General features: G+C 63.7%; 24 protein-coding genes. 18 read left to right on the forward strand and 6 right to left on the reverse strand.

Annotated elements, in window-relative coordinates:
• Positions 1–282: 282 nt before the first annotated feature.
• The 8 genes from POS17_RS07025 (at position 283) to POS17_RS07060 (ending at position 7,934) form a co-directional block, all read left to right on the forward strand.
• Complete coding sequence (locus tag POS17_RS07025) at positions 283–1,371, forward strand: aliphatic sulfonate ABC transporter substrate-binding protein (protein ID WP_060837940.1); 1,089 nt, start codon at positions 283–285, stop codon at positions 1,369–1,371.
• Between the two features lie 291 nt (positions 1,372–1,662).
• Positions 1,663–2,439 carry a 2OG-Fe(II) oxygenase gene (locus POS17_RS07030; protein ID WP_060837941.1) on the forward strand — a complete coding sequence of 259 codons (777 nt, stop codon included), beginning with the start codon at positions 1,663–1,665 and terminating at the stop codon, positions 2,437–2,439.
• Positions 2,440–2,443: 4 nt separating this feature from the next.
• Positions 2,444–3,193: a tRNA-dependent cyclodipeptide synthase gene (locus tag POS17_RS07035; RefSeq protein WP_060837942.1), complete on the forward strand. Its 750-nt coding sequence runs from the start codon at positions 2,444–2,446 to the stop codon at positions 3,191–3,193.
• 112 nt (positions 3,194–3,305) lie between these two features.
• On the forward strand, positions 3,306–4,733 hold the full coding sequence (locus tag POS17_RS07040) for an MFS transporter (RefSeq protein ID WP_060837943.1): 1,428 nt from the start codon (positions 3,306–3,308) through the stop codon (positions 4,731–4,733).
• Positions 4,726–6,078: an LLM class flavin-dependent oxidoreductase gene (locus POS17_RS07045; protein ID WP_060837944.1), complete on the forward strand. Its 1,353-nt coding sequence runs from the start codon at positions 4,726–4,728 to the stop codon at positions 6,076–6,078. Before POS17_RS07040 ends, POS17_RS07045 begins: the two co-directional genes overlap by 8 nt.
• A gap of 77 nt (positions 6,079–6,155) precedes the next feature.
• On the forward strand, positions 6,156–6,494 hold the full coding sequence (locus POS17_RS07050) for a YegP family protein (RefSeq protein WP_060837945.1): 339 nt from the start codon (positions 6,156–6,158) through the stop codon (positions 6,492–6,494).
• Between the two features lie 262 nt (positions 6,495–6,756).
• Positions 6,757–7,401 (forward strand): hypothetical protein, encoded by a 645-nt coding sequence (locus POS17_RS07055; RefSeq protein WP_060837946.1) that lies wholly within the window; start codon positions 6,757–6,759, stop codon positions 7,399–7,401.
• Positions 7,401–7,934: a hypothetical protein gene (locus POS17_RS07060; protein ID WP_060837947.1), complete on the forward strand. Its 534-nt coding sequence runs from the start codon at positions 7,401–7,403 to the stop codon at positions 7,932–7,934. The genes POS17_RS07055 and POS17_RS07060 overlap by 1 nt, the downstream gene beginning before the upstream one ends.
• Positions 7,935–8,003: 69 nt before the next feature.
• Here POS17_RS07060 and POS17_RS07065 read toward each other — a convergent pair whose 3' ends face one another.
• Positions 8,004–8,891, reverse strand: a complete 888-nt coding sequence (locus POS17_RS07065) for a dihydrodipicolinate synthase family protein (RefSeq protein ID WP_060837948.1) — start codon at positions 8,889–8,891, stop codon at positions 8,004–8,006.
• Positions 8,892–8,923: 32 nt separating this feature from the next.
• Positions 8,924–9,706, reverse strand: coding sequence for an aldolase (locus POS17_RS07070; RefSeq protein WP_060837949.1), 783 nt, complete (start codon positions 9,704–9,706; stop codon positions 8,924–8,926).
• 161 nt (positions 9,707–9,867) lie between these two features.
• Here POS17_RS07070 and POS17_RS07075 point away from each other — a divergent pair, with 161 nt between their 5' ends.
• On the forward strand, positions 9,868–10,410 hold the full coding sequence (locus tag POS17_RS07075) for a helix-turn-helix domain-containing protein (RefSeq protein ID WP_060837950.1): 543 nt from the start codon (positions 9,868–9,870) through the stop codon (positions 10,408–10,410).
• A gap of 213 nt (positions 10,411–10,623) precedes the next feature.
• Here POS17_RS07075 and POS17_RS07080 read toward each other — a convergent pair whose 3' ends face one another.
• Positions 10,624–11,643, reverse strand: coding sequence for a DUF4917 family protein (locus POS17_RS07080; RefSeq protein WP_060841887.1), 1,020 nt, complete (start codon positions 11,641–11,643; stop codon positions 10,624–10,626).
• A 157-nt stretch (positions 11,644–11,800) separates the two neighbouring features.
• Between POS17_RS07080 and yiaY the strand changes: the two genes are divergently transcribed.
• Positions 11,801–12,949, forward strand: coding sequence for an L-threonine dehydrogenase (gene yiaY / locus POS17_RS07085; RefSeq protein ID WP_060837951.1), 1,149 nt, complete (start codon positions 11,801–11,803; stop codon positions 12,947–12,949).
• 54 nt (positions 12,950–13,003) lie between these two features.
• Here the strand turns inward: yiaY and POS17_RS07090 are convergent, their stop codons facing one another.
• Both POS17_RS07090 and POS17_RS07095 read right to left on the reverse strand, forming a co-directional pair.
• Positions 13,004–13,285 (reverse strand): type II toxin-antitoxin system RelE/ParE family toxin, encoded by a 282-nt coding sequence (locus tag POS17_RS07090; RefSeq protein ID WP_060837952.1) that lies wholly within the window; start codon positions 13,283–13,285, stop codon positions 13,004–13,006.
• Positions 13,275–13,514, reverse strand: a complete 240-nt coding sequence (locus tag POS17_RS07095; RefSeq protein ID WP_060837953.1) for a CopG family ribbon-helix-helix protein — start codon at positions 13,512–13,514, stop codon at positions 13,275–13,277. Before POS17_RS07095 ends, POS17_RS07090 begins: the two co-directional genes overlap by 11 nt.
• A gap of 167 nt (positions 13,515–13,681) precedes the next feature.
• Here POS17_RS07095 and POS17_RS07100 point away from each other — a divergent pair, with 167 nt between their 5' ends.
• From POS17_RS07100 to POS17_RS07135, 8 genes are all read left to right on the forward strand, one after another.
• A complete protein-coding gene (locus POS17_RS07100) occupies positions 13,682–14,419 on the forward strand; it encodes a hypothetical protein (protein ID WP_060837954.1) in 738 nt (245 codons plus the stop codon).
• A 25-nt stretch (positions 14,420–14,444) separates the two neighbouring features.
• Positions 14,445–15,176 (forward strand): hypothetical protein, encoded by a 732-nt coding sequence (locus POS17_RS07105; RefSeq protein WP_060837955.1) that lies wholly within the window; start codon positions 14,445–14,447, stop codon positions 15,174–15,176.
• A 3-nt stretch (positions 15,177–15,179) separates the two neighbouring features.
• Entirely contained in the window at positions 15,180–15,596 is a 417-nt protein-coding gene (gene fos / locus POS17_RS07110; protein WP_060837956.1) for a fosfomycin resistance glutathione transferase, read from the forward strand.
• 126 nt (positions 15,597–15,722) lie between these two features.
• Entirely contained in the window at positions 15,723–16,361 is a 639-nt protein-coding gene (locus POS17_RS07115) for a LysE family translocator (RefSeq protein WP_060837957.1), read from the forward strand.
• Between the two features lie 105 nt (positions 16,362–16,466).
• Positions 16,467–17,816, forward strand: coding sequence for a sensor domain-containing protein (locus POS17_RS07120; RefSeq protein WP_060837958.1), 1,350 nt, complete (start codon positions 16,467–16,469; stop codon positions 17,814–17,816).
• A gap of 157 nt (positions 17,817–17,973) precedes the next feature.
• On the forward strand, positions 17,974–18,498 hold the full coding sequence (locus tag POS17_RS07125; RefSeq protein WP_060837959.1) for a DUF4142 domain-containing protein: 525 nt from the start codon (positions 17,974–17,976) through the stop codon (positions 18,496–18,498).
• 236 nt (positions 18,499–18,734) lie between these two features.
• On the forward strand, positions 18,735–19,820 hold the full coding sequence (locus POS17_RS07130; protein ID WP_060837960.1) for a type I restriction endonuclease: 1,086 nt from the start codon (positions 18,735–18,737) through the stop codon (positions 19,818–19,820).
• Positions 19,821–20,012: 192 nt separating this feature from the next.
• Positions 20,013–20,786 carry a GNAT family N-acetyltransferase gene (locus POS17_RS07135; RefSeq protein ID WP_060837961.1) on the forward strand — a complete coding sequence of 258 codons (774 nt, stop codon included), beginning with the start codon at positions 20,013–20,015 and terminating at the stop codon, positions 20,784–20,786.
• On the opposite strand, the gene POS17_RS07140 is transcribed toward POS17_RS07135, so the two are convergent.
• The gene (locus tag POS17_RS07140; protein ID WP_060837962.1) at positions 20,746–21,564 is read right to left on the reverse strand and encodes an AraC family transcriptional regulator; all 819 of its coding nucleotides are present in this window, start codon (positions 21,562–21,564) and stop codon (positions 20,746–20,748) included. The genes POS17_RS07135 and POS17_RS07140 overlap by 41 nt on opposite strands.
• Positions 21,565–21,651: the final 87 nt, after the last annotated feature.

Consider the following 21,651-nt stretch of genomic DNA (forward strand, 5'->3'; position numbering starts at 1 on the left):
TGGCTTGACAGCGAAGGCGGCTGCATGACGGGTGCAGGGTTGAGGGGCCATTCGCCAGCAAGCTGGCTCCTACGGCCGCTGTGTCAGCCTGGTGTTCTGAAGCACGCCAGTCATCCACCTCGTAGGAGCTGGCTTGCCAGCGAAGGCGGTTGCATGACGGGTGCAGGGTTGAGGGGCTGTTCGCCAGCAAGCTGGCTCCTACGGCTGCTGTGTCAGCCTGGTGTTCGGAAGCACGCCAGTCATCCACCTCGTAGGAGCTGGCTTGCCAGCGAAGGCGGCCGCATGACAGGTGCAGGGTTCAGGGGCTGTTCGCCAGCAAGCTGGCTCCTACGGCCGCTGTGTCAGCCTGGTGTTCTGAAGCACGCCAGCCATCCACCTCGCAGGAGCTGGCTTGCCAGCGAAGGCGGTCGCATGACGGGGGCAGGGTTGAGGGGCCATTCGCCGGCAAGCCGGCTCCTACAAGGGCTGGTGTTGTGTTTGTGGCTGGGCACTGCCCTGGCGCAGCCGGCGCTGCGGGTGTCCAGCCAGAAGCAGTCGCTGAAGATTCTATTGCAGGCCGCCGGTGAGCTGGAGCAGGTGCCATACCCCATCGAGTTCGCCTCCTTTGCCGCCGCTGCGCCCACCGCCGAGGCCCTGGCCGCGGGGGCGGTGGACATCGGCAGCCTGGGGGACGCGCCGTTCGTGTTCGCCGCGGCCGCCGGGGCGCCGATCAAGACCGTGGGGGTGATCAAGCTCAAGGTCACGCCCACGGCGGTGGCGCTGCTGGTCAGGGACGACTCGCCGCTACGGGATGCCGCCGACCTCAAGGGCCGGCGCATCACCACCACTCGCGGCTCCATCGGCCATTTCCTGGCCCTGGCGGCGCTGCGTTCGGTGGGCCTGCACGGCGCGGATGCGCAGTTCATCTTTCTCCAGCCGGCCGAGTCCCGCAGTTTGCTGAGCAACGGTCAGGCCGACGCCTGGTCGACCTGGGACCCCTACACCAGCATGGTGCAGATGGAAGGTGGAACCCGGGTGCTGGTCAGTGGCGAGGGCCTGTTCGCCGGGCACATGCTGCTGGTGGCCAATGATCAGGCGATCCATGACAAGCCGGCACAGATTGCCGATTTCCTCCGGCGCCTGGATCGCGCCTATGCCTGGGCCAATCAGCATCAGGCCGAGTTTTCCCGCATCCAGGCCGGCTACAGCGGCCTGCCGGTAGAGGTCCATGAACGCTCCAACCGCTACTCCGTGCCCCGACGCATTGCCGTGGGCCCGTCGGTGGTGGCGGACGTGCAGCACACCGCTGATCTGTATCGCGAGGAAGGCATCATCCAGAAGTCGTTCGATGCGGCGGCTTACATGGACGAACAGTTCAATGAAGTTGAATGAGTTGATGGCGTTTTTATTAATTAAGCTCGGGAGGAATGAATAAATATCCCTTCAATAATGTCCGCTGTTTAACTTAACTATCAGCAAATTTAATAGTGTTCGCGAAGACCGTTGAAGTTGTCGGTAATGGCCGCTATTTGCCTGATTTTCGATACATTTTTAAGTTTGGATATTAGAGATAAAGGGTATTTCACAAGGTCTTGCCAACTGCCTAAGGTGGCCCTGAAACAAATTATTACGTTCTGCCAGTTTTGTACTTCGTCGCTACTTCCAGGGAATAAGGGAGCTTGCATGTTCACAGTCACTACTGCCGACAAACTTGAAGCGCGGCATATCCTCGATGTTGTGGAAAAACGCTCTTACGGCGTTCAGCTTAAAGGTTTCTGCCCACCGGATACCTTGCAGGTGGCGCGGGAGCATCTGTACCGGCAGGAACTGCGCAGTGCCTTCAGCCAGCAGCAGGAGTTTGTCCGGATCGGCAAGGCCTATATCGAGATCCAGGATGAACAGAGCCGGGCCGAATACCACGCCCTGGCCCTGCCCAACATCCGCAAGATCCGCAACCTGTTCCGGCCCCTGGCCTCGCCCATCGACGAGCTGCGCCTGTTGCTCGACGAGGTCTGGCCCCAGGGCGCGCACCTGCTGCAGGTGGACGGGCAGAAATGCTTCGTCGGCATCGCCCGTTTCCAGGGCTCGGGGGTCGATCTCACGCCCCACACCGACAAGCTCGAACGCAATGCCCCCGAGGGCCACAGCCCGCCGCTGCTGACCCAGCTGTCGACCAACATCTACCTGGAGATCCCCGAGGACGGCGGTGAACTGGAGATCTGGGGCATCGAGCCGGACGAGGACGAATACAACCGCCTCAAGGGCGAGCGGGCCTACGGCATCGAGCGCCACCTGCTGCCGCCGCCGGACTTCGTGGTCAAGCCCGAGCCCGGCGACCTGATCCTGCTCAACCCGCGGCTGATCCACGCGGTCCGCCCTTCGGCCAGCAGCACCCGGGTCACCCTCGGGGTCTTTATCGGTTACTACGGCGAACACCAGCCTTTGGCCTACTGGAGCTGAACTCATGAGCAAGGTGCAGGAAATCAACCTCAAGGCCTACTTCAACAAGGGCGGCGAGGAGCACGAATTCGACGGCAAGCGCGTGGTCCTGGCGGTCAGCGTCGGCCAGGAATACCACGAGGACCAGAAGCTGCGGTCCACCATCCACCTGATCAACCAGTCCGGCTTCAGCCACGTCAAGGTGGTGGTCGCCGACACCCTGCAACGCCACAACAAGCACGGCAAATCCCCCGGCGAGGCGCTGTCGGCGTCGATCCGCGACGGCGATGCCTGGCTGGCGCGCAACCAGAGCATCCTCGACGGCCTGCGGGTGCCGTACCACATCACCCGCTGGAACCAGGAGCTGGCCAGCGACCGTTATGCCGAACTGCGTCAGCAACTGGACCAGATCTATCAGCAGCGCGAGGAATTGCGCCAGGCCATCGACAGCACCATCAACGTGTTCACCGAGCGCCTGCGCCTGCGCGATGAACAGGCGGACATCGAACGGGCGGCGGCCCAGTGCCGGGAATACATCCTTGAGGAAATCCCGATCATCCTGCCGCTGTGGGCCGACGAGGGTTACCACTACGTGCTCTATCCGCAGCAGATGACCAGCGCCATGGCCACCAGTCGCGAGCTGCTGATCGAACCCCACAGCCCGGACCGGGTGCGCTGGCTGCCGCTGAAGTTCAAGAAGCGCGGGATTCCGATTCCGTTCACCTTGCCCGGCGCCATTCACCCCAACTGGACCAGCGGCGCCATCGCCATCTGACCCGCCGCGATCAATGCAGGAGCTGGCTTGCCAGCGATGCAGGACTCAAGGGCCTGTTCGCCGGCAAGCGGGCGCCTGCAGAGCGGTTTTTTTTGACTGACAAGGAGTTTCCATGAGCGTTTTTGCGCAACAGCAACGCAAGTGGTGGGCATTGCTCGGTGTGAGCATCGCCAGTTTTCTCGGCTGTGTGGATTTCACCATCGTCAACACCGCGCTACCGGCGCTGCAGGCCGATCTCGGGGCTTCGGTGGACAGCCTGCAGTGGGTGATCAACGGCTTCATCCTGACGCTGTCGAGTTTCATGGTGCTGGTGGGGCGCCTGGCCGACCTGCATGGACGCAAGCGGGTGCTGTTCATCGGCCTGAGCGTGTTCGGCCTGGCGTCCCTGGCGGCCGGACTGGCGACGCAGATCGACACCCTGATCGGCGCCCGGGTGATCCAGGGGCTGGCCTGCGCGGTGCTCTACACCGCCTCCGGGGCGATTGTCTCCAGCACCTTCGACAGCGCCGAACAGGGCAAGGCCTTTGGCGTGCTGTTCGGGGTCAACGGCGTGGGGCTGGCTGTCGGGCCGGTGCTGGGCGGGCTGATCACCAGTGGTTTTGGCTGGCAGTGGATCTTCCTGATCAACGTGCCTTTCGTGCTGCTGAGCCTGGGCATCTGCAGTGTCAGCGTGAAGGAATCGCGCTCGGCCGAGACCGGTGCGCGGCTGGATGGCTGGGGCGCCTTGCTGTTGCTGATCGGCTTGCCGAGCCTGGTGCTGGTGATCGTCCAGGGCGGAGCCTGGGGCTGGGGTTCACGCTTGACCCTGAGCCTGATCGCCGTGGCGCTGCTGGCCCTGGTGGTGTTCCTGGCGGTGGAGAAACGGGTCGCGGCGCCGATCATCGACCTCAAGCTGTTCGCCAACCGGCGCTTTGTCGCCGGGGTGGCGGCCAGTTTCGGCCTGGCGCTGTTCTATTGCGTGGCGTTCTTCGTCATGCCGCTGTACCTGGCGCAGATCCGTGGCGCATCGGTGCAGGCCAGCGGCCTGCTGTTGCTGCCCACCACCTTGGGCGTGGCGCTGCTGTCGCCGCTGGTGGGGCGGCTGGTGGACCGCAAGGGCCCGGCGCTGTTGATCAAGACCGGGTTGCTGCTGTTCGTGCTGTCGGCGCTGCTGCAGGCCGGCTTCGATCGCCAGACGTCACTGGCGTATCTGTTGGGCGCCTTCGTCATCATGGGCCTGGGCTGGGCCAGCATTCTCGGGCCGTCGACGGTGCTGGGCATTTCCTCGGTGCCCCAGGCCGTGGGCTCGGTGGCCATGGGCTCGCTGATGACCCTGCACAACGTTGGCGGCGGCATCGGATTGGCGCTGGGGGTGGGCTTGTTCCACCACTTTTCCGCCACGCCGCTGGATGACCCCCAGGGCGCCTTTCTCAATGGCTATCACGGGGTGATGCTGTTCTTGGCGCTGGCGACGCTGTTGGTCTGGGCTGCGGTGAGCCTGTTGCTGCGCGCCGCGCCGAGTCCGGTGGCGGCGGCCGAGGAGGGCGCCAGCCATGGCTGAGCGCGGCGGGCAGATGGGGCTGGGGGCCTTTCTCTCCGGCTCCGGGGCCCACGGCGGCAGTTGGCGCCATCCCCGGGCGGATGCCGATGCCTCGTTGAATTTCCAGCGCTATCGGCACTACGCCCAGACCCTGGAGCGGGGTTGCTTCGACGCGCTGCTTCTCAACGACAACGTGGCGGTGGGGGATCTCGATCCGCGGGTGCTGGCTCGCAGTTCCCACAGCCTGCGCTGGGACCCGCTGACCCTGCTGCCGGCCCTGGCGGTGGTGACCCGGCACATCGGCCTGATCGCCACCGCCAGCACCACCTACAACGAGCCCTACAACCTGGCGCGCAAGTTTGCCTCGCTCGATCACTTGAGCGAGGGCCGGGCCGGCTGGAACCTGGTGACGGGGCTGATCGGCGGCGAGAACTTCAATCAGCCCGTGCCCATGAGCCACGCCCAGCGTTATGCCCGCGCCGAGGAATTTTTCGACGTGGTCAGTGGCCTGTGGGACAGCTGGGCCGATGATGCCTTCCCCCGGGACCCGGCCAGCGGCCAGTGGCTGCGCCCGGAACGGATGCACCTGTTGCAGCACCACGGGCAGCACTTTCAGGTCCAGGGGCCATTGAACGCGCCACGGCCGGTGCAGGGCTGGCCGGTGATTGCCCAGGCCGGTTCCTCGGGCCCGGGCAGCGAACTGGCGGCGCGTTGCGCCGAGCTGGTGTTCACCGCCCAGACCGATCTGGAGCAGGCCAAGGCGTTCTACGCCGGGCTCAAGGAACGACTTCCCGCTTACGGCCGCCAGGCCGGGCAGTTGAAAATCTTCCCAGGCATCGCCCCCACGGTGGGCCGCAGCCTCAACGAGGCCGAGGAAAAGTACCAGCAATTGCAGGAGTTGCAGGACCCGCAGGCCCAGCTCAAGGCGCTGTCCTACCTGCTGGACCTGGGCATCGACCTGTCGAGCCTGCCCCTGGACGCCCAGGTGCCGCTGTTGGCGGATGCGGCGCCCACCGAACGGCACAAGAGCCGTCGGCAACTGGTGGTGGAGCTGATCCGCCGGGAACGGCCAACGCTGGCGCAACTGCTGCGCAGCCTGTCCGCCAGCGGGCACAAGGTGCTGGTGGGCACGCCGGGGCAGATCGTCGACGAGATGGCGACCTGGTACGAGGAATACGCCGCCGATGGCTTCAATGTGCTGTTCACCCACCTGCCGGGGGCCATCGACGACTTTGTGCAATGGATCACCCCCGAGCTGCAGCGCCGGGGCCTGTTTCGCCAGCGCTACACGGGGCACAGCCTGCGCGAACACCTGGGGCTGGAACGGGTGGCAAACCGATTCTTCAGCCAGCGGGGCAATGGCTGAATCGCCGAAAGGGACTTTACTCTCAAGGCGCAACGCCCATCGATCAACGCCCATCGAAAACCCCAAGGAGCAACAGCATGTCCGGATGGTATGAGTTGAAGAAAAGCAGCAGCGGCCAGTTTCGTTTCCTGCTCAAGGCGGCCAACGCCGAGACCATTCTCACCAGCGAGCTGTACACCACGCGCGCGGCCGCCGAGAACGGCATTGCCTCGGTGCAGGCCAACAGCCCCCTGGAGGAGCGCTACGAGCGCAAGAGCGCCAAGGACGGCAAGCCCTATTTCAATCTCAAGGCGGCCAATCACCAGGTCATCGGCAGCAGTGAAACCTATTCGTCGGAGGCGGCCCGGGACAAGGGCATCGCCAGCGTCAAGGCCAACGGTCCGAGCCACAACATCAAGGACCTGACGGGCGCCTGAACCCGGTTCGACAAGGTCTTTGCCGCTTGGCCCGATCAGGGGTCAGGCGGCCTTGTTGCAACGCCATCGGCCCTGCGGCAGCGGGTCGCCCGCGATGGCGGCGGGCTTGGGTTCGAGCCCTTGGCGGGCGCCAGCCGATTGGCGACTGGATTCTGGCGAAATGCCATCACTTGTTTTATCCTCCGCGCCCGTCACTGGGCGCTCGGCATGCCTGGCACCTTGGGTGACGTTATCGATCATTGTCCAAGGGATCTGCGACCTCATGATTCGCCCTTTCGTTTTACTCGCCGCGCTGCTAACGCTGAGCGGTTGTTACAGTCTGTCACCCACGAAAATTGCCAAGAACATGAACCCCGACCCGCAGTCGGGGGTGGCTTATGTGGTGGGGGTGGTCGGGATCTGGCCGAAGGCGGTGCACACCGCCAACGAACAGATGCTGCTGATTCGTCCACGAGGCGGTGATGGGTTCGCCTCGGCGCGCTTGTACAACGAAATCTACGGCCGCACGCCACGGGATGTGCGCGAGAGCTGGCACGGCATCGGCAGCCTGTTCGTCATGCCACTCAAGCCTGGGCGCTACGAGATCTACAACCTGCATTTCGATCGCGGCAACGCCAAGTCCTGGAGCCGCGAGGACTTCTCCATCCCCTTGGAGCTGGAAGCCGGCAAGGCCTATTACGTCGGCGATTTCCGCGCGGCCTGTCTGTCGGCGCTGGGGGCCAAATGCGTGTTTTTGCACAGTGACCATATGGAGCGCGACGCCGCCCTGGTGCGCGCCAAGTACCCGCACGTGCCAAGCCTGCAACGGGTCGACCTGGAGAAGCTGGAACAAGCGACGCCGTTGATCGTCAAGGAGCAAGGGCCCAAGGCCTCGATGCTCAAGGCCATGCTCTCGGGAGAATTGTGATGCGGACGCGGTTGTGGGTGTTGCTGGTGTTGATGCTGGGGCTGGGGGGGTGCCAGACCAGCCATAGTCTCAAGCCGGCCGAGGTGGATTATCAGCAGGCGTTGCCGGCGATCAGCGTCAGCGTCATGGGCGCCATTCCCGGGGGGCTGATCCGTGATGAACTGCGCCGCCGCGGCACCTTCGAACAGGTGCAGTCGGGGTTCACGGCCGATGGCTACAACGTGATCGTGATGGCCGACAGTGACTACTTCGGCTGGCAGAACATTCCCATGGGGCTGCTGAGCGCGATGACCTTTTTTATCGTGCCGGGCCGCGTCACCTGGGACAGCCAGGTGATGTTCCACGTCAGCCGTGGCGACCAGCCTTTGGCCAAGTACCGGGTCAGCAACCACACCCGCTCCTGGCGCGGCTGGGCCAATCTCGATGGCGGCCAATACCAGCATGTGCAGCGCATCACCGACGAGTTCATCGCGCAGATGCTGCAGGACCCGCAGTTCAAGACCACGGCCCCGGTAGCGCTGAACCGCCACTGAGTCACGCATGAAGGCGGCCCATGCCAAAGCCCGGACGGTGTTAGCCGCCCGGGCTTTTTGCTCAGGGTTTCAAGCCAGGGTCTGCAGCAGTGTGTGCAACTGTTGGCGACCGCCCGCGTTCAGGGCAAACACCGGCCGGCGTGGCTCGCCGGCGTTCAGCCCGGTCAGTTCCAGCCCGGCCTTGACCGTGGCCGGCAAGCCGCCCTTGAGGATGAAATCCAGCAGCGGCAGTTGGCGGTAGAACAGCTCCCGGCCGCGCTGCAGGTCGTTGTCCAGCAGCGCCTGGTAGAGGTCGAGATTGAGCTGCGGGATCAGGTTCGCCGCCGCCGTGCACCAGCCGCTGGCACCCGCGGCGAAGGCTTCCAGGGCCAGGGGGTTGCAGCCGTTGTAGAACGGCACCTGGCCTTCGCCCAGCAGTTGCAGCTTGTGCATGCGCTGGATGTCGCCGGTGCTCTCCTTGACCAGGGTGACGTTTTCCACGCTGTGGAAGATCTTCAGGATCAGCTCCACCGACATGTCGGTGCCGCTGGTGGCCGGGTTGTTGTAGAGCATGATCGGCACGCCGATGCTGGCGCCGATGGCCTGGTAGTGGGTGAGGATCTCGGCTTCGCTGAGTTTCCAGTAGGAGGTGGGCAGCACCATCACCACGTCGGCGCCCTGGGCTTCGGCAAAGCGCGCGCGGCGGATGGCCTTGGCGGTGGTCAGGTCGGAGACGCTGACGATGGTCGGCACGCGCTTGGCCACGTGGCGGATGCTGAACTCGGCGACCTGGTCCCATTCCGCGTCGCTGAGGTAGGCGCCTTCGCCGGTGCTGCCCAGGGGCGCGATGGCGTGGACGCCGGCGTCGATCATGCGGTCGATGGAACGCCCGAGGGCGTCTAGGTCCAGGCCTTCGCCGTTGGCGCCGAAGGGGGTGACGGTGTAGCCGATGATGCCGTGGATCTTGGTGGTAGGCATGGTGCAACTCCTGCAAGGCACACAGGGGTGGATCAGTTCAGGCAGTCGGCGTGTTTTTTCAGGTTTTGCCGAGCGTAATAGTTGAAGGCGGCGCCGTGGCGCTTGGGCTTGGAGATCCAGTCGTGGGCTTCGCGGCCCAGCTCCGGGAGGATCGGCTTGATGCGGCCGGCGGCCATGGCCAGCAGTTGCAGCTTGGCCGCGCGCTCGATCAGTTGGGCGATCACGCAGGCTTCCTCGATGCTGGCGCCGGTGGACAGCTGGCCGTGGTGGGAAAGCAGGATCGCGCGTTTGTCGCCCAGGGCCGCGGAGATGATTTCGCCTTCTTCGTTGCCCACCGGCACCCCCGGCCAGGCTTCGAGAAAGGCGCAGTCCTCGTACAGCGGGCAGAGGTCCATGTGCGACACCTCAAGCGGCACTTCGAGCATCGACAGCGCGGCAACGTGGGTCGGGTGGGTGTGGATGATGCAGTTCACGTCCGGCCGGGCGCGGTACACCCAGCTGTGGAAACGGTTGGCCGGGTTGGGCATGCCGTGGCCTTCGAGGACTTCCAGGTCTTCGTTGACCAGCAGCAGGTTGCTGGCGCTGATTTCGTCGAAGCCCAGGCCCAGCTGCTGGGTGTAGTAGGTGCCCGGTTGCGGGCCACGGGCGGTGATCTGCCCGGCCAGGCCCGAATCATGGCCGTTTTCGAACAGGATGCGGCAGGTCAGGGCCAGCTTTTGCCGGTCGGTCCACGTATTATCCGCCAGGGTGTTTTGCATCTGGGTCAGGGCTTGCTTGACCAGCTGGTCTTTGGGCAGTGCTAATGTCTTGGCCATGTCGAAGGTCCTTTGAGAAGTGCAATGGACGTCGGATCTGCGCTTCACCTGCTGCTTGCGAGGTGGTTGGGTGAGGCGCGATGACACTTAAAAGGCTATATGACACTTTGTGTCATTGGCAAGCGCCAATCGTTGTTTCCTAGATGGATTAACCGCTCTACATGTCTATCCGTTTGAAATTACTGAGAAAAAAACTTGGCGTGACCCTGGAGGCCCTGGCCGAAAAATCCGGGATGACCAAGAGTTATCTGTCGAAAGTCGAGCGCGGGTTGAACACCCCGTCGATTGCGGCGGCGCTGAAACTGGCCAAGGCGCTGAACGTCAAGGTCGAGGAGCTGTTCGCCGAGGACAGCATCAGCCTCGACAGCTACAGCCTGGTGCGCAGCGACCAGCGCCAGTCGCTGGCGGCCAACGACCAGGCCCCGGGCTATGCGGTGCTGGCCCACCAGGTCAGCGAGCGCAACCTGCTGCCGTTCATCATCTACCCGGCCAGGGAGTTCAGTGACAAGACCTTCAAGGAGCACCTGGGGGAGGAGTTCCTGTTCGTCCACGAAGGCCAGGTGGAAGTGGATTTCATGAACGAACGGGTGATCCTCAACCGTGGCGACGCACTGCACTTCAACGCGCAGAAACCCCACCGCATCCGCTCCCTGGGGGACGAGCAGGCGCAGTTGCTGGTGGTGGTACACAGCAACGAAGAATGAACCCCGACCACTTCCTGTAGCCGCTGCCGCAGGCTGCGAACGGGCCGCAGGCCCGCGGCAATCCCCAGGACACCCAAGCCTCTGGCGGTGCTTATCGCAGGCTGCGCCAGCGGCTACACCAAGCCTGGCGTGTCCCCATCTGTAGCCGCTGCCGCAGGCTGCGAACGGGCCGCAGGCCAGCGACGAACCCCAGGACGCCCGCGCCCGGCGCGGTCAGTGTTCGACGGGCACCGCCAGGGCCGGGTTGCCCAGGGCGTGGGTCTTGGAATCGAAGAAGCGCAGGTTCAACTCCAACCCTTCGAACAGCTTGGCGTAATGACGCTTCTGGTGCTGGATGAACGCCGCGCTGCGCGGGTAGATGGAGATCGCCAGGGTCGTGACGGCCGACTGGCGGATCGCCTGCACCAGGTGCTGGTCCTGGGGCCCCAGGTTGTGGCCGAAGATGCACAGGGCGCCGCTGTGATCCAGCAGCTGCTGGTAGCAGAACGACAGGTAGTCCGAGCTGCGGATGGTCTTGAGCTTGTCCGCCAGCGGCCCTTCGCTGACGAACAAGGGCACGTCGTCCAGGGTCTTGAGGGTGTTGTTGATGGCGAAGCTGCCCAGCAGGGTGCCTTCGGTGGCACTCAGCTTGCGCGCGCTGCCATCGAGGTTGCGTACCAGGTGCAGGCCGCCGTGCAGGTAGAGGATGCGGGTCGCGGCACGGGGGGCGGTGCCCAGTGCGAAGGCCGGGTCGGCGCCGTGAAACAGGTCGTCGATGCCTTGGCTGTCATGCTGCACGGCCCAGTAGTTGAGCAGGTCGTAGTTGCTGGTGAACACCGTGGGGTAGCGCCGCAGTTCCTGGTTGATGTCCGCCAGGCTCTGCGCCTGGACCAGGCGCCAGGGAATGTGCACCGCGTGCACGGTGTTGATCAGCGCTTCCTTGATCGCGTAGTAGCGATTGCGCGGCGCCGCCGAGCTGACTGCCAGGGCCTTGTTGACCCGGCTGGTGGTTTTCAGGGCCCCCAGCACCTGCTCGAAGCTGCGGGTCTGCAGGGCTTCGAACACGCTGAGTTCGGATGGACTCAGGGGCTTTTCTTCGACGGTGCGGGCGTTTTCGAACAGCGAATCGTAGGCGAAGTCTTCCCACACGGCGCGGCTGGCGCCGTTGCCGATCAGCAGGCCGCCGAACGCCGTGCTCGTGCCCAGGGCGTTCCAGTCTTCAAGTTCGGCGTCAAATTCCTGGAAATCCGTCATCGCGGTCATTGGTCTCAAGGCAGTAGGTGATCAGGGCGCCGACTTTATCACGACCGACCCTTGAGCCAGATCAAGATCGCCCGTGACCGATGAGTCGATCCTGTCGGGCATACACCGCATCGACACCCGCATTGGGCCTTCGCCCGGAGACTTCCTCATGAGCAGCACCTTCTTTATTCCCGCCGTCAACATCATGGGTATCAACTGCCTGGACGAAGCCATGGAGGCCATTCGCAACTATGGTTTTCGCAAGGCGCTGATCGTCACCGACGCCGGCCTGGCCAAGGCCGGGGTGGCCGGGATGATCGCCGAGAAGCTGGCCATGCAGGACATCGATTCGGTGATCTTCGATGGCGCCAAGCCCAATCCGAGCATCGCCAACGTCGAGCAGGGACTGGCGCAGTTGCAGCAGTCGCAGTGCGATTTCGTCATCTCCCTGGGTGGCGGTTCGCCCCATGACTGCGCCAAGGGCATTGCCCTGTGTGCCACCAACGGCGGACAGATTGCCGATTACGAAGGGGTCGATCGCTCAAGCAAGCCGCAGTTGCCGCTGATCGCCATCAACACCACCGCCGGCACCGCCAGCGAGATGACCCGTTTCTGCATCATCACCGACGAGTCGCGCCACGTGAAAATGGCCATCGTCGACCGTAACGTCACGCCCTTGCTGTCGGTCAACGATCCGGCGCTGATGGTGGCGATGCCCAAGGGCCTGACCGCCGCCACCGGCATGGACGCCCTGACCCATGCCATCGAAGCCTATGTGTCCACCGCCGCCAACCCGATCACCGATGCCTGTGCGCTCAAAGCCATCAGCATGATCAGCGCCAACCTGCGCCAGGCGGTGCACGACGGCAGCGATCTGTTGGCGCGGGAGAACATGGCCTATGCCCAGTTCCTCGCCGGCATGGCCTTCAACAACGCGTCCCTGGGCTTCGTGCACGCCATGGCCCACCAACTGGGCGGTTTCTACGACTTGCCTCACGGGGTGTGCAACGCCGTGTTGCTGCCCCATGTGCAGAGTTTCAATGCCAGCGTCTGCGCCGACCGCCTGACCGATGTGGCTCACGCCCTGGGCGCGGACATCCGTGGTTTCAGCCCGGAGGAGGGGGCCCAGGCGGCAATCGCGGCGATTCGTGCCTTGGCTCGGGATGTGGAGATTCCTGCCGGCCTGCGTGAACTGGGGGCCAAGTTGCAGGACATTCCGCTGCTGGCGGCCAACGCCCTGAAAGACGCCTGCGGCCTGACCAACCCGCGTCCGGCGGATCAACGGCAGATCGAGGAGATCTTCCGTAGCGCGTTTTGAGGAACGGGTAGGTCCGTTTCGCTGGCAAGCCAGCTCCTGCAAGTGAAGCGTTCATCAACGCGCCGGGGGCTGACGGCGGGTATGGAAAATTCGCAGTATCTGTAGCCGGTCTCCCCGCACCCGATAGGGAATCAGGTAGGGCCAGCCCGGTACCACCCACTCCCGGGTGCCGGGCAGGCGGCCTTCGCGGCCGCTTGAGGGGAGGCGGGCCAGTTGCTCGATGCTGGCCAATAGCGTCCTGACGAATTCCGCAGCGGCCCGGGGATCGTCCTGGGCGATATGACGCGCCTCAGCATCCAGGTTGTTCAAGGCGCTGCGCAGCCATTCAATGCCCATTGTCGGTCCACTTGCCGGCGATGGCTGCCACTTCTTCGGCACTGGCAAAGTCACCCGCGTGGGCCTCGTTCAGGGCCTTCTGGATTTCCTCTATCTGCCAGGCTTCCCGCGCCAGGTATTCCCGCAGGGCATCCACGGCGAGAAACGACTTGCTGCGCCCGGTGGCCTTTGCCAGCAGGGCCAGGGTTTCAGCGAGCTCATCGGGCAAGCGCAGGGACATGATGGACATGGCGATCTCGTCATACCCTAGCCCAGCCCCGGCCATTCGTCAGGTCTGGAGTTGTCACAAGGCAAGGCAACTCCCGAGCACCAGCTCCCAGCGTTGAAAGCGTCCGCGCGGCAGAGGATAGTGCGAGCAGAAATCGCGCTGAATCCGCCTGTCACAAGGAGTCGTGAATGTTCCGTCGCTCTTCTCTGATCCCGCTGCTGGGCAGCCTGGCGTTGCTGGCCGGCGCCACCTCGGTGGCGGCCCAATGCCTGCCGCCGCCACGCAATGCCGAGGTTCCGGGCTTTTCCCTGTGCAAGGACTGGCCGGCGTTTGCCGACCAGAGCATCAGCCTGTTGTCCGAGATGGTTCCGGACCCCAGCGACACCGGCAACGGTGACGGCACCTACAACCTGCAACTGGCAGTGCTGGAGCGCAACAGCGGACAGGTCCTGGCGCGCTATGCACAGCCTGCGGCCTTTGTTTCCGACGCGGTTCGCCTGGAGAGCGTGAAGCTCGACACCGGGCGCTTCCAACTGACGCCGCAGGTGCGGGCGTTCGGGGTCCGTGCCGGGTTCGAAGGCTCGTCCCGGGTCAACCCCTTCAGTCAGGTCTGGCTCAGCCTGTATGTGCGAGAGGGCAGCACCCTGCGCCCGGTGCTGGAGAAATTCCTGGCCCACTCCTACAACGGCGAATGGGATGGCCAGTGTGCCGGGGAGGGGACAAAAACCACCCGTACCCTGGAGATCGCCAAGACCCGCAGCCACGGTTATGCCGACCTGATCGTGCGTTCGGTCAGCGTCAGTACCCGAAGCGAAATAGTCGGCGAGGAGTGCCAGTCCAAGTCGGTGACCGCCAAGCCGGTGCTCGTCACTTTGCATTACGACGGCCAGCGTTATGTCCTGCCCAATGGCTACAGCGGTATCTGATACCGGCAATCGATAAGGACGCTTGATGACACGGCTTGAACAATCGGCCCGAGGGCTGCTGCTGTGCGCCTTGCTGGGCATGGCGACGACCGCGCTGGCCGAGTGCAGCGACTCAATCTATGCCCCGGGAGAACTCCATGTCTGCAAGCCCTGGCCGGCGGAAGAAGGCATGAATATCGGGGTTCGAGCAACGCCGATGCAGGGGCCGGTCAACGCCAAAGCACCCCGCTACAACCTGGATGTGGCGCTGCTGCTCGACGACAACGGCTGGGCCGTGGCCAGTTACAACAAGGACCTGTCCCCGCGTTCCGATGGCCTGGCCTTGCAGGGGTTGCAGATCGACACCGGGCGTTATCAGTTGAGCGAGGAGGAGCGGGCCTTTGGCCTGCGGGTGAACTACCACCGCGCCTCCAGCACCCGGCCCTATGAGAAAACCGTGCTGACCCTGTTCGTGCGCGATGGCAAGGGCCTTCCGCCGAGGCTCGAAGGGCTGGTGGTGGATGAGCGCCGCGGCGAGTTCGGCACGGGCGGTGAGTGTGTCGGGCGCAGCCGGATCCTGCAGCGGACCCTGGAGCTGGGCAACGGCCAGCGCAATGGCCATGTCGACCTGCTGGTGCGTACGCGAATCGTCGACACCGAGCATTTCAAGGGCCCGGCCGGTTGCGAGCGTCGTGATCTGGCGCCCAGGAGCAGCCGCGTCACCTTGCACTACGACGGTCAGCGCTACCCCTTGCCCCAAGCCCTGAAAGGTGTGTGATCCATGCTCACTGGCCTCAATCACCTGACCCTGGCGGTCAGCGACTTGCCCCGCAGCCTGGCCTTCTATCACCAGCTATTGCAACTGCGCCTGGAGGCCACCTGGGAGTGCGGAGCCTATCTGTCGTTGCCGGGGCTGTGGCTGTGCCTGTCCCTGGACCCGCAACGGCAGGCGCCGGCCGTTGCCGATTACACCCATTACGCCTTTGGCGTCGGCGCCGCGGATTTTTCATCGCTGGTACAGCGTCTGCGGGAGGCGCGGGTTCAGGAGTGGCGCGACAACCGCAGCGAGGGCGCATCGTTTTATTTTCTCGATCCCGATGGCCATCGACTGGAGGTCCATGTCGGTGACTTGGCCTCGCGATTACGCGCCTGTCGCGAACGTCCCTACGCGGGAATGCGCTTTTACCCCACCGACTGAGGTTGCGCTGCCTGGAAGCAGCTGACGAAAGTCGCTGGTGGCAAGGTGCCTTGATCGTGCAGAATCCGGCAGATTCGTTCTGTGCCTGGCGTTACCGTGAGGTGCATCCGTTCTGGAGTCTTGCCGATGACCTCATCGCTGTTGCTGGCCGTTATCGCCTCGGGTTTCATTTATGCCATCACCCCCGGACCCGGGGTCCTGGCGGTGTTCGGCATCGGTGCGTCCCGAGGCCGCAAGGCCGGCGCCGGGTTTCTTGGCGGGCACATGCTGGGGGATGTGGTCTGGTGCAGCACGGCGTTGATCGCCATTGTCGGTGCCCGGGAAATCGGCAGCGAGGCTTTCAATATCCTCGGCCTGCTCAGTGGCCTGTACCTGTTCTGGCTGGGAATGCGCGCGATCCGCGCCCGTCGCGGCAACGGCGATGAGCCCCAGGGCGCCGCGCGCCATCCGTTCTGGCACGGCGTTCTCTTCGGCCTGACCAATCCCAAGGCATACCCGGTGGCCGTGGCCACCTTCACTGCGCTGCTGTCCAGCCGCGCCGAGCTGCTCACCTGGTCGATGCTGCCCGGTCTGATTGCCCTGAGCTTCCTTGGTGGGCTTGCGGCATACGCTATTCTCATCGGCGTTGTCGGCGCGCGTCGGGTGCGCGATGGCTACCAGCGCCACGAACTGGCAATCACCCGGATCTGCGGGGTGATGTTCATCGGTTTTGCGATCAATGCCCTGCTGCATGCGGTACCGGGACTGATCGGCAACAAGGCATAACGCCGCTCGCGGGGTGCGAGGGTGTAAGGCCGGTGCTCGACACTGGCCGAACAGGCTCAAGGGATGGGTACTCAGTGCATTTTTCATGGGTAGTAGCTTTCTCTGATGGCAACCAACAACTCCGCGCCTCTGGCCAGTTTCATCGACCTGCTTCTGGACGCCGTGTGCGCCGTGGATATCGAGGGTCGCTTCGTGTTTGTCAGCGCTGCCTGCGAGCGGGTATTCGGCTACACCGCCGATGAGCTGATCGGTCGGCGGATGATCGAGCTGGTACACCCGGACGATCGCGAACGCACCCTGCAGGCCGCCCGGGAAATCATGGGCGGTGTGCCCAAGCCCAACTTCGAGAACCGCTACCTGCGCAAGGACGGGCGCGTGGCCCATATCCTCTGGTCGGCGCGCTGGTCGGAGGTGGACCAGTTGCGCATTGCCGTGGCCCGGGACATCACCGAGCGCAAGCTGGCCGAGTCCAAACAGGCCGCGCTGTATGCCATCTCCGAGGCGGCCCACGCCACCGAAGACCTGCTGGGGCTGTTCAAGCGTGTGCATCGGATCATCGGCGAGTGGCTGCCGGCGCTCAATTTCGCCCTGGCGCTGTACGACGAGCGCAGCGACAGCCTGAGCTTTCCCTACCACGTCGACGACTGCGAAAGCAGCCCGGAACGGCCCGGAACCCTGATCGGGCGGTTTTGCGCCCAGGTGCTGCAGCATGGCCAGTCCCTGCTGCTGGCGCCTACATGCCCGTCGAGCCGGAATCTGTGGGACGAGTTCGCGGTTATCCAAGGCCCGCGTTGCTGGCTGGGGGTGCCGCTGAATTCGCAGAAGGGCACCATCGGCGTGCTCATGGTCAAGAGCGCCCCCGGCGCCCAAGGCTACGGTGAGGCGGAGCTGGAACTGCTGCAGTACGTCAGTGCCCAGCTGGCTGCGGCCATCGAACGTGCGCAATTGCATGCGCGCCTGCACTACATGGCCGAGTACGACCAATTGACCCATCTGCCCAATCGCGAGCTGCTGCGCGAGCGCTTGCGTTCGGCCCTGGCCCGGGCCCGGCGCGACTCGGGACGCATGGCCCTGCTGTACGTCGACCTGGACAAGTTCAAGGAGGTCAATGACACCTGCGGGCATGCCGTGGGCGACATGCTGCTGCAAGCGGTGGCCAACCGCCTCAAGGGTTGCGTGCGCGAATCCGACACCGTGGCGCGCATGGGCGGCGATGAATTCGTGGTGCTGCTGGAAAGCGTGCAGCACATTGACGACGCCCAGCACGTGGCGGAAAAAATTCGCCACGCGCTAAACGAGCCACTGCGACTGGATGGCCATTGGCTGAACATCCTGCCGAGCATCGGCATTGGCCTGTACCCCGAACATGGCCTGGAGGAAAAACAGCTGTTCAAGTACGCCGACGAGGCCATGTATGCGGTCAAGCGCGAGCGCAAGAGCCGCTCCAGCGCCTGAGGCCGGCGCGCTGATCCAGCCCCCGGACCCAAGCGGGAAGCGTCGCCGTTCGTCGTCTCGGCGCCGCTCCCGGTAAACCTTTGGCGCTCAGGGTTTTCCCAATGCAGGCGGGGGCGCTGGCTCCCGCCGGATGGATTTGCAAGAGGAGAACCCACTCATGAACTGCATGGCCACTGTCCTTGGCCGCGCCGGCCTGGCCCTGTTGCTGGGCCTTGGTGCCGGCAGCGCCCTGGCCCAATCCCCTGCGGCCTTCATCGACGATGCCTCGGCCCAAGCCATGGCCGATATCGAAGCCAGCCGCCAGGCGCACCGGCTGACCTCATCCAAGGCGCTCAAGGAATACACCATCCAGGTGATCAACGATCGCACCACGGCCAATCAGCATCTGGCGAAGATTGCCAGACAGCTGGACCTGCCGGTGGCCCCCCGGGAACAGCTGCTGGACCAGGCCAAGCGCCGGGTGCCGCCACTTCCCGAAGGCGAGGATAGCGACCGCGTCTACGCCACGAACCAGATCAAGGCCACCCAGACGGCGATCCGGCAGATCCGGCAACAGGCGCAGACCAGCGAGCTTCCCGAGCTCAAGGCGTTCGCCGAGGAAACCCTGCCGAAACTGGAAAACCACCTGCAAATGGCCAGGGCGATCCGCGCCGGACGCCCGATCGATCGGCTGGAGGGGTGAACTGGCGTGAGCTGCTTCCAGCTGTTGGTGGGGCTCACAGACAGTTGCCTTGGGTGCTTCAACCTTAAGGCTGTTTGCTGCAGCGCGGCGTTTTTCTTCGCTTCGCTGCTGGCTGATGCTCAGGTGCGCTCCAGTTGATGTGGATGTCTGTCTTTGTGACGGTTTGTGACTAGTATCAATGGCGGTCAAAGTGCCAGCACGCTAACTCACGGATCGGAATCAGTCAGAGGTCTCCCATGGAATTTCTCGAAAAACTAACCAACCTTGCTGCCAAGGTGCGGCTGCAAGGTGCAGCCATTCAAACTGAAGAGGCCACGAAGAATGCTTTCGTCATGCCCTTTATCAGTACGGTTCTGGGCTATGACGTCTTCGATCCGATGGAGGTGACCCCGGAGTTCGTCTGTGATGTCGGAACCAAGAAAGGCGAGAAGATCGATTACGCGATCATCAAGGATGGCGAGGTGCAGATGCTCATCGAGTGCAAGAAAATCGGTGAACCACTGCACATCAATCATGCTTCTCAGTTGTTTCGCTATTTCCATGTCACCAGTGCGCGTATTTCCATTCTCACCAACGGTCAGGTCTACAAGTTCTTCACCGATCTGGACGCGCCGAACAAGATGGATGAGAAACCTTTTCTTGAGCTCGATCTGCTGGACATTGACGAGTACTCCGTTCCTGAATTGATCAAGTTGACCAAGTCGGCGTTTGACGTCGATTCGGTACTCAGTGCAGCTGGCGAATTGAAGTACGTCAGTCAGATCAAGAAAGTGATTGCCTCCCAGATCAGCAAACCTGACGACGACTTTGTGAAGGTTTTTGCTTCTCGGGTATATGAGGGCGTGATCACCCAGAAAGTCAGGGATCAATTCTCTGAACTGACGCGCAAGGCCATCGGGCAGTTTCTCAATGACCAGATCAATGAGCGACTCAAGTCAGCCATGAGTGGAACTAACCAGACGGTCATCACGACGCACTCTGCACCCATCAACGATGGACGTGAGCTGGTGGAGGAGGACGGCCCGGATGAAAAGATTTTCACGACGCTGGAGGAGCTGGAGGGGTATCACATCGTGCGAGCGGTGGTGCGCTCTGTGGTGGATGCCAAGCGGATTGTCCAACGTGATACCCAGAGCTATTTCGGTATCTTGCTCGACGACAACAATCGCAAGCCCATTTGCCGTCTGCATTTCAACCGTGCCCAAAAATACATCGGCATTTTCGACCAGGACAAAGTCGAAACTCGCCATCCGATCAGTTCGGTCGATGAGATCTATGAATATTCGGAACATTTGAAGAAGACGGTAGGTTTTTACGACTAGGCGATCTGTCTTCTAGAGAAAAACCGGCGGCCTGCCGTGATGAGTGAGCAAGGCGGTCCAGCGCCTGCTTACACCTCGGTACATGGCTTCGCACAATCAAACAGGATTGTGCTGGAGCTGCCTGGGCTGTGGGCTTAACGTGGCCCGCTGCAGGCGTCGGATCCGGCGCCGCGAGGCTCAAGGAGGCAGGACATGGCGCAGGCACCGCGCGTTGCGATCAGCGATCTGTACCATCGGGCAGAGGATTATTTCTTCCTGTCCATCTCGCAGTTCTATCGCCGCTTTGGCGATGAGGTGAACGCCTATTGCACCGGCGTTGCAGCCAGCAGCCTGAACCTGCTGCTGATGCAGGGCAGCGAACGCGACAACGCCGAGCCTCTGGCCGAGGGCGTGGCGTTTCTTGAGCGCGCCGGGGTGCCGTTCTGTGTGGTGATGCCCCAGGCCCAGGCGGCGCGCTACAGCCAGCAGTTGCTCCAGCAGCAACTGGTGGCGGCGGACCAGACCCGGTGCATGGCCCTCGACCTTGCTTCCTACGTCCCGCCCCAGGCCGCGCCGGCGCTGAGGGATGTGCGCTGCACCGATCGGCACCTGCAGGATTGGGCGCGGCCGGTGGCGAGTGCCTTCGAGTCGGGGGATGCGGCCATCGAGCAGTACCTGGCGCGGCATCGGGCGGCGTTGCAGGCCGGGCGGGCCTTGCGGCATTTCAGCCTGTACGTCGATCAGCGTCCGGTGAGCGCCTTGACCCTGTCCCTGGGGCCGGAGGTGGCGCGGCTGGACGATATCGGCACGCTGCAGGGTTTCCAGGGGCGGGGTTATGCCACGGCGCTGATCCACGCGGTGCTCGGCTTCGCCCGGAGCCGGGGCGCCAGATGGTGCGTGCTGGAGGCCTCGCTCGACGGTCTGTCGATCTACCGCAAGGCCGGCTTCAATGTCCTGTTCGACTACCGCACTTTCTGTCAGGCATGAGCGGGGCCGCGGCGTTCTGCCGGAACTGCCGCGGGCTGAGCCCGGTGAGGGCCTTGAATTGCCGGCTGAAGGCGCTGTGGTCGGTGTAGCCGCATTGCAGGGCCACTTCGGTGATGGGCTCCTGGGTCAGCAGCAATTGTGAGGCGTGTTCCAGGCGCACCTTGTGGATCATCTGCCGCGGCGTGAGGTGGAAGATGCGCTTGCAGTAGCGCTCCAGCTGGGCCGTGGACAGCCTGGCGATGCGGGTCAGGTCCTGCAGGCGGATGGCTTCGCTGTAGTGCTCGCGGATATGCCGGTCCACCGCCGCCAGGCGTTCATAGGCCGGATGGGTGTCATGGGCCGCCTGCAGGTCCAGGGAGATGCCGGCCATGCCGATGATCCGGGCGTCGCGACCATAGAGCGGCAGCTTGTGGGTCAGGCACCAGCCCGGTTCGCGGCTGCCGTACAGGTGCAATTCCAGTTGGCCCTTGATGGTCACGCCCTGGTGCAGCACGCGCTGGTCCTGCTCGGTGTAGACCGGGCCGAGCACCGCGGGAAAGACCTCGGCGGAGGTCTTGCCCAGCAGGGGGCGGATGCTCTTGAAGCCGCAGCGCTGGGCCAGGGTCAGGTTGGCGATCAGGTAGCGGGCCTGCAGATCCTTGATGAAGAACACCGCACTGGGGATGCAGTCCAGCAGCGGAGCGAGGGGCGCCATGTTGGCCAGCAGGCTGTCGATGTCCCCGGGGGATTGGGCGGCGATGGCCCTGGGCAAATGGTGGAGCTGTGCGCTATCGATCATCGTCGGCCTCTCTCTGGGGGGGCTTGGGGGATGGATCTGTGTCGCTGAAGCCAGGGCCGGCAAAGGGCCGGGGGCTACGTGCCGACC

This window comes from Pseudomonas sp. Os17 (assembly GCF_001547895.1).
Lineage (GTDB): Bacteria > Pseudomonadota > Gammaproteobacteria > Pseudomonadales > Pseudomonadaceae > Aquipseudomonas.

Bases quoted from the DNA above. Each gene is read 5' to 3' on its own strand.
- POS17_RS07025 (WP_060837940.1), top strand. From the start codon at position 283: ATGACAGGTGCAGGGTTCAGGGGCTGTTCGCCAGCAAGCTGGCTCCTA.
- POS17_RS07030 (WP_060837941.1), top strand. From the start codon at position 1,663: ATGTTCACAGTCACTACTGCCGACAAACTTGAAGCGCGGCATATCCTC.
- POS17_RS07035 (WP_060837942.1), top strand. From the start codon at position 2,444: ATGAGCAAGGTGCAGGAAATCAACCTCAAGGCCTACTTCAACAAGGGC.
- POS17_RS07040 (WP_060837943.1), top strand. From the start codon at position 3,306: ATGAGCGTTTTTGCGCAACAGCAACGCAAGTGGTGGGCATTGCTCGGT.
- POS17_RS07045 (WP_060837944.1), top strand. From the start codon at position 4,726: ATGGCTGAGCGCGGCGGGCAGATGGGGCTGGGGGCCTTTCTCTCCGGC.
- POS17_RS07050 (WP_060837945.1), top strand. From the start codon at position 6,156: ATGTCCGGATGGTATGAGTTGAAGAAAAGCAGCAGCGGCCAGTTTCGT.
- POS17_RS07055 (WP_060837946.1), top strand. From the start codon at position 6,757: ATGATTCGCCCTTTCGTTTTACTCGCCGCGCTGCTAACGCTGAGCGGT.
- POS17_RS07060 (WP_060837947.1), top strand. From the start codon at position 7,401: ATGCGGACGCGGTTGTGGGTGTTGCTGGTGTTGATGCTGGGGCTGGGG.
- POS17_RS07065 (WP_060837948.1), bottom strand. From the start codon at position 8,891: ATGCCTACCACCAAGATCCACGGCATCATCGGCTACACCGTCACCCCC.
- POS17_RS07070 (WP_060837949.1), bottom strand. From the start codon at position 9,706: ATGGCCAAGACATTAGCACTGCCCAAAGACCAGCTGGTCAAGCAAGCC.
- POS17_RS07075 (WP_060837950.1), top strand. From the start codon at position 9,868: ATGTCTATCCGTTTGAAATTACTGAGAAAAAAACTTGGCGTGACCCTG.
- POS17_RS07080 (WP_060841887.1), bottom strand. From the start codon at position 11,643: ATGACGGATTTCCAGGAATTTGACGCCGAACTTGAAGACTGGAACGCC.
- yiaY (WP_060837951.1), top strand. From the start codon at position 11,801: ATGAGCAGCACCTTCTTTATTCCCGCCGTCAACATCATGGGTATCAAC.
- POS17_RS07090 (WP_060837952.1), bottom strand. From the start codon at position 13,285: ATGGGCATTGAATGGCTGCGCAGCGCCTTGAACAACCTGGATGCTGAG.
- POS17_RS07095 (WP_060837953.1), bottom strand. From the start codon at position 13,514: ATGTCCATCATGTCCCTGCGCTTGCCCGATGAGCTCGCTGAAACCCTG.
- POS17_RS07100 (WP_060837954.1), top strand. From the start codon at position 13,682: ATGTTCCGTCGCTCTTCTCTGATCCCGCTGCTGGGCAGCCTGGCGTTG.
- POS17_RS07105 (WP_060837955.1), top strand. From the start codon at position 14,445: ATGACACGGCTTGAACAATCGGCCCGAGGGCTGCTGCTGTGCGCCTTG.
- fos (WP_060837956.1), top strand. From the start codon at position 15,180: ATGCTCACTGGCCTCAATCACCTGACCCTGGCGGTCAGCGACTTGCCC.
- POS17_RS07115 (WP_060837957.1), top strand. From the start codon at position 15,723: ATGACCTCATCGCTGTTGCTGGCCGTTATCGCCTCGGGTTTCATTTAT.
- POS17_RS07120 (WP_060837958.1), top strand. From the start codon at position 16,467: ATGGCAACCAACAACTCCGCGCCTCTGGCCAGTTTCATCGACCTGCTT.
- POS17_RS07125 (WP_060837959.1), top strand. From the start codon at position 17,974: ATGAACTGCATGGCCACTGTCCTTGGCCGCGCCGGCCTGGCCCTGTTG.
- POS17_RS07130 (WP_060837960.1), top strand. From the start codon at position 18,735: ATGGAATTTCTCGAAAAACTAACCAACCTTGCTGCCAAGGTGCGGCTG.
- POS17_RS07135 (WP_060837961.1), top strand. From the start codon at position 20,013: ATGGCGCAGGCACCGCGCGTTGCGATCAGCGATCTGTACCATCGGGCA.
- POS17_RS07140 (WP_060837962.1), bottom strand. From the start codon at position 21,564: ATGATCGATAGCGCACAGCTCCACCATTTGCCCAGGGCCATCGCCGCC.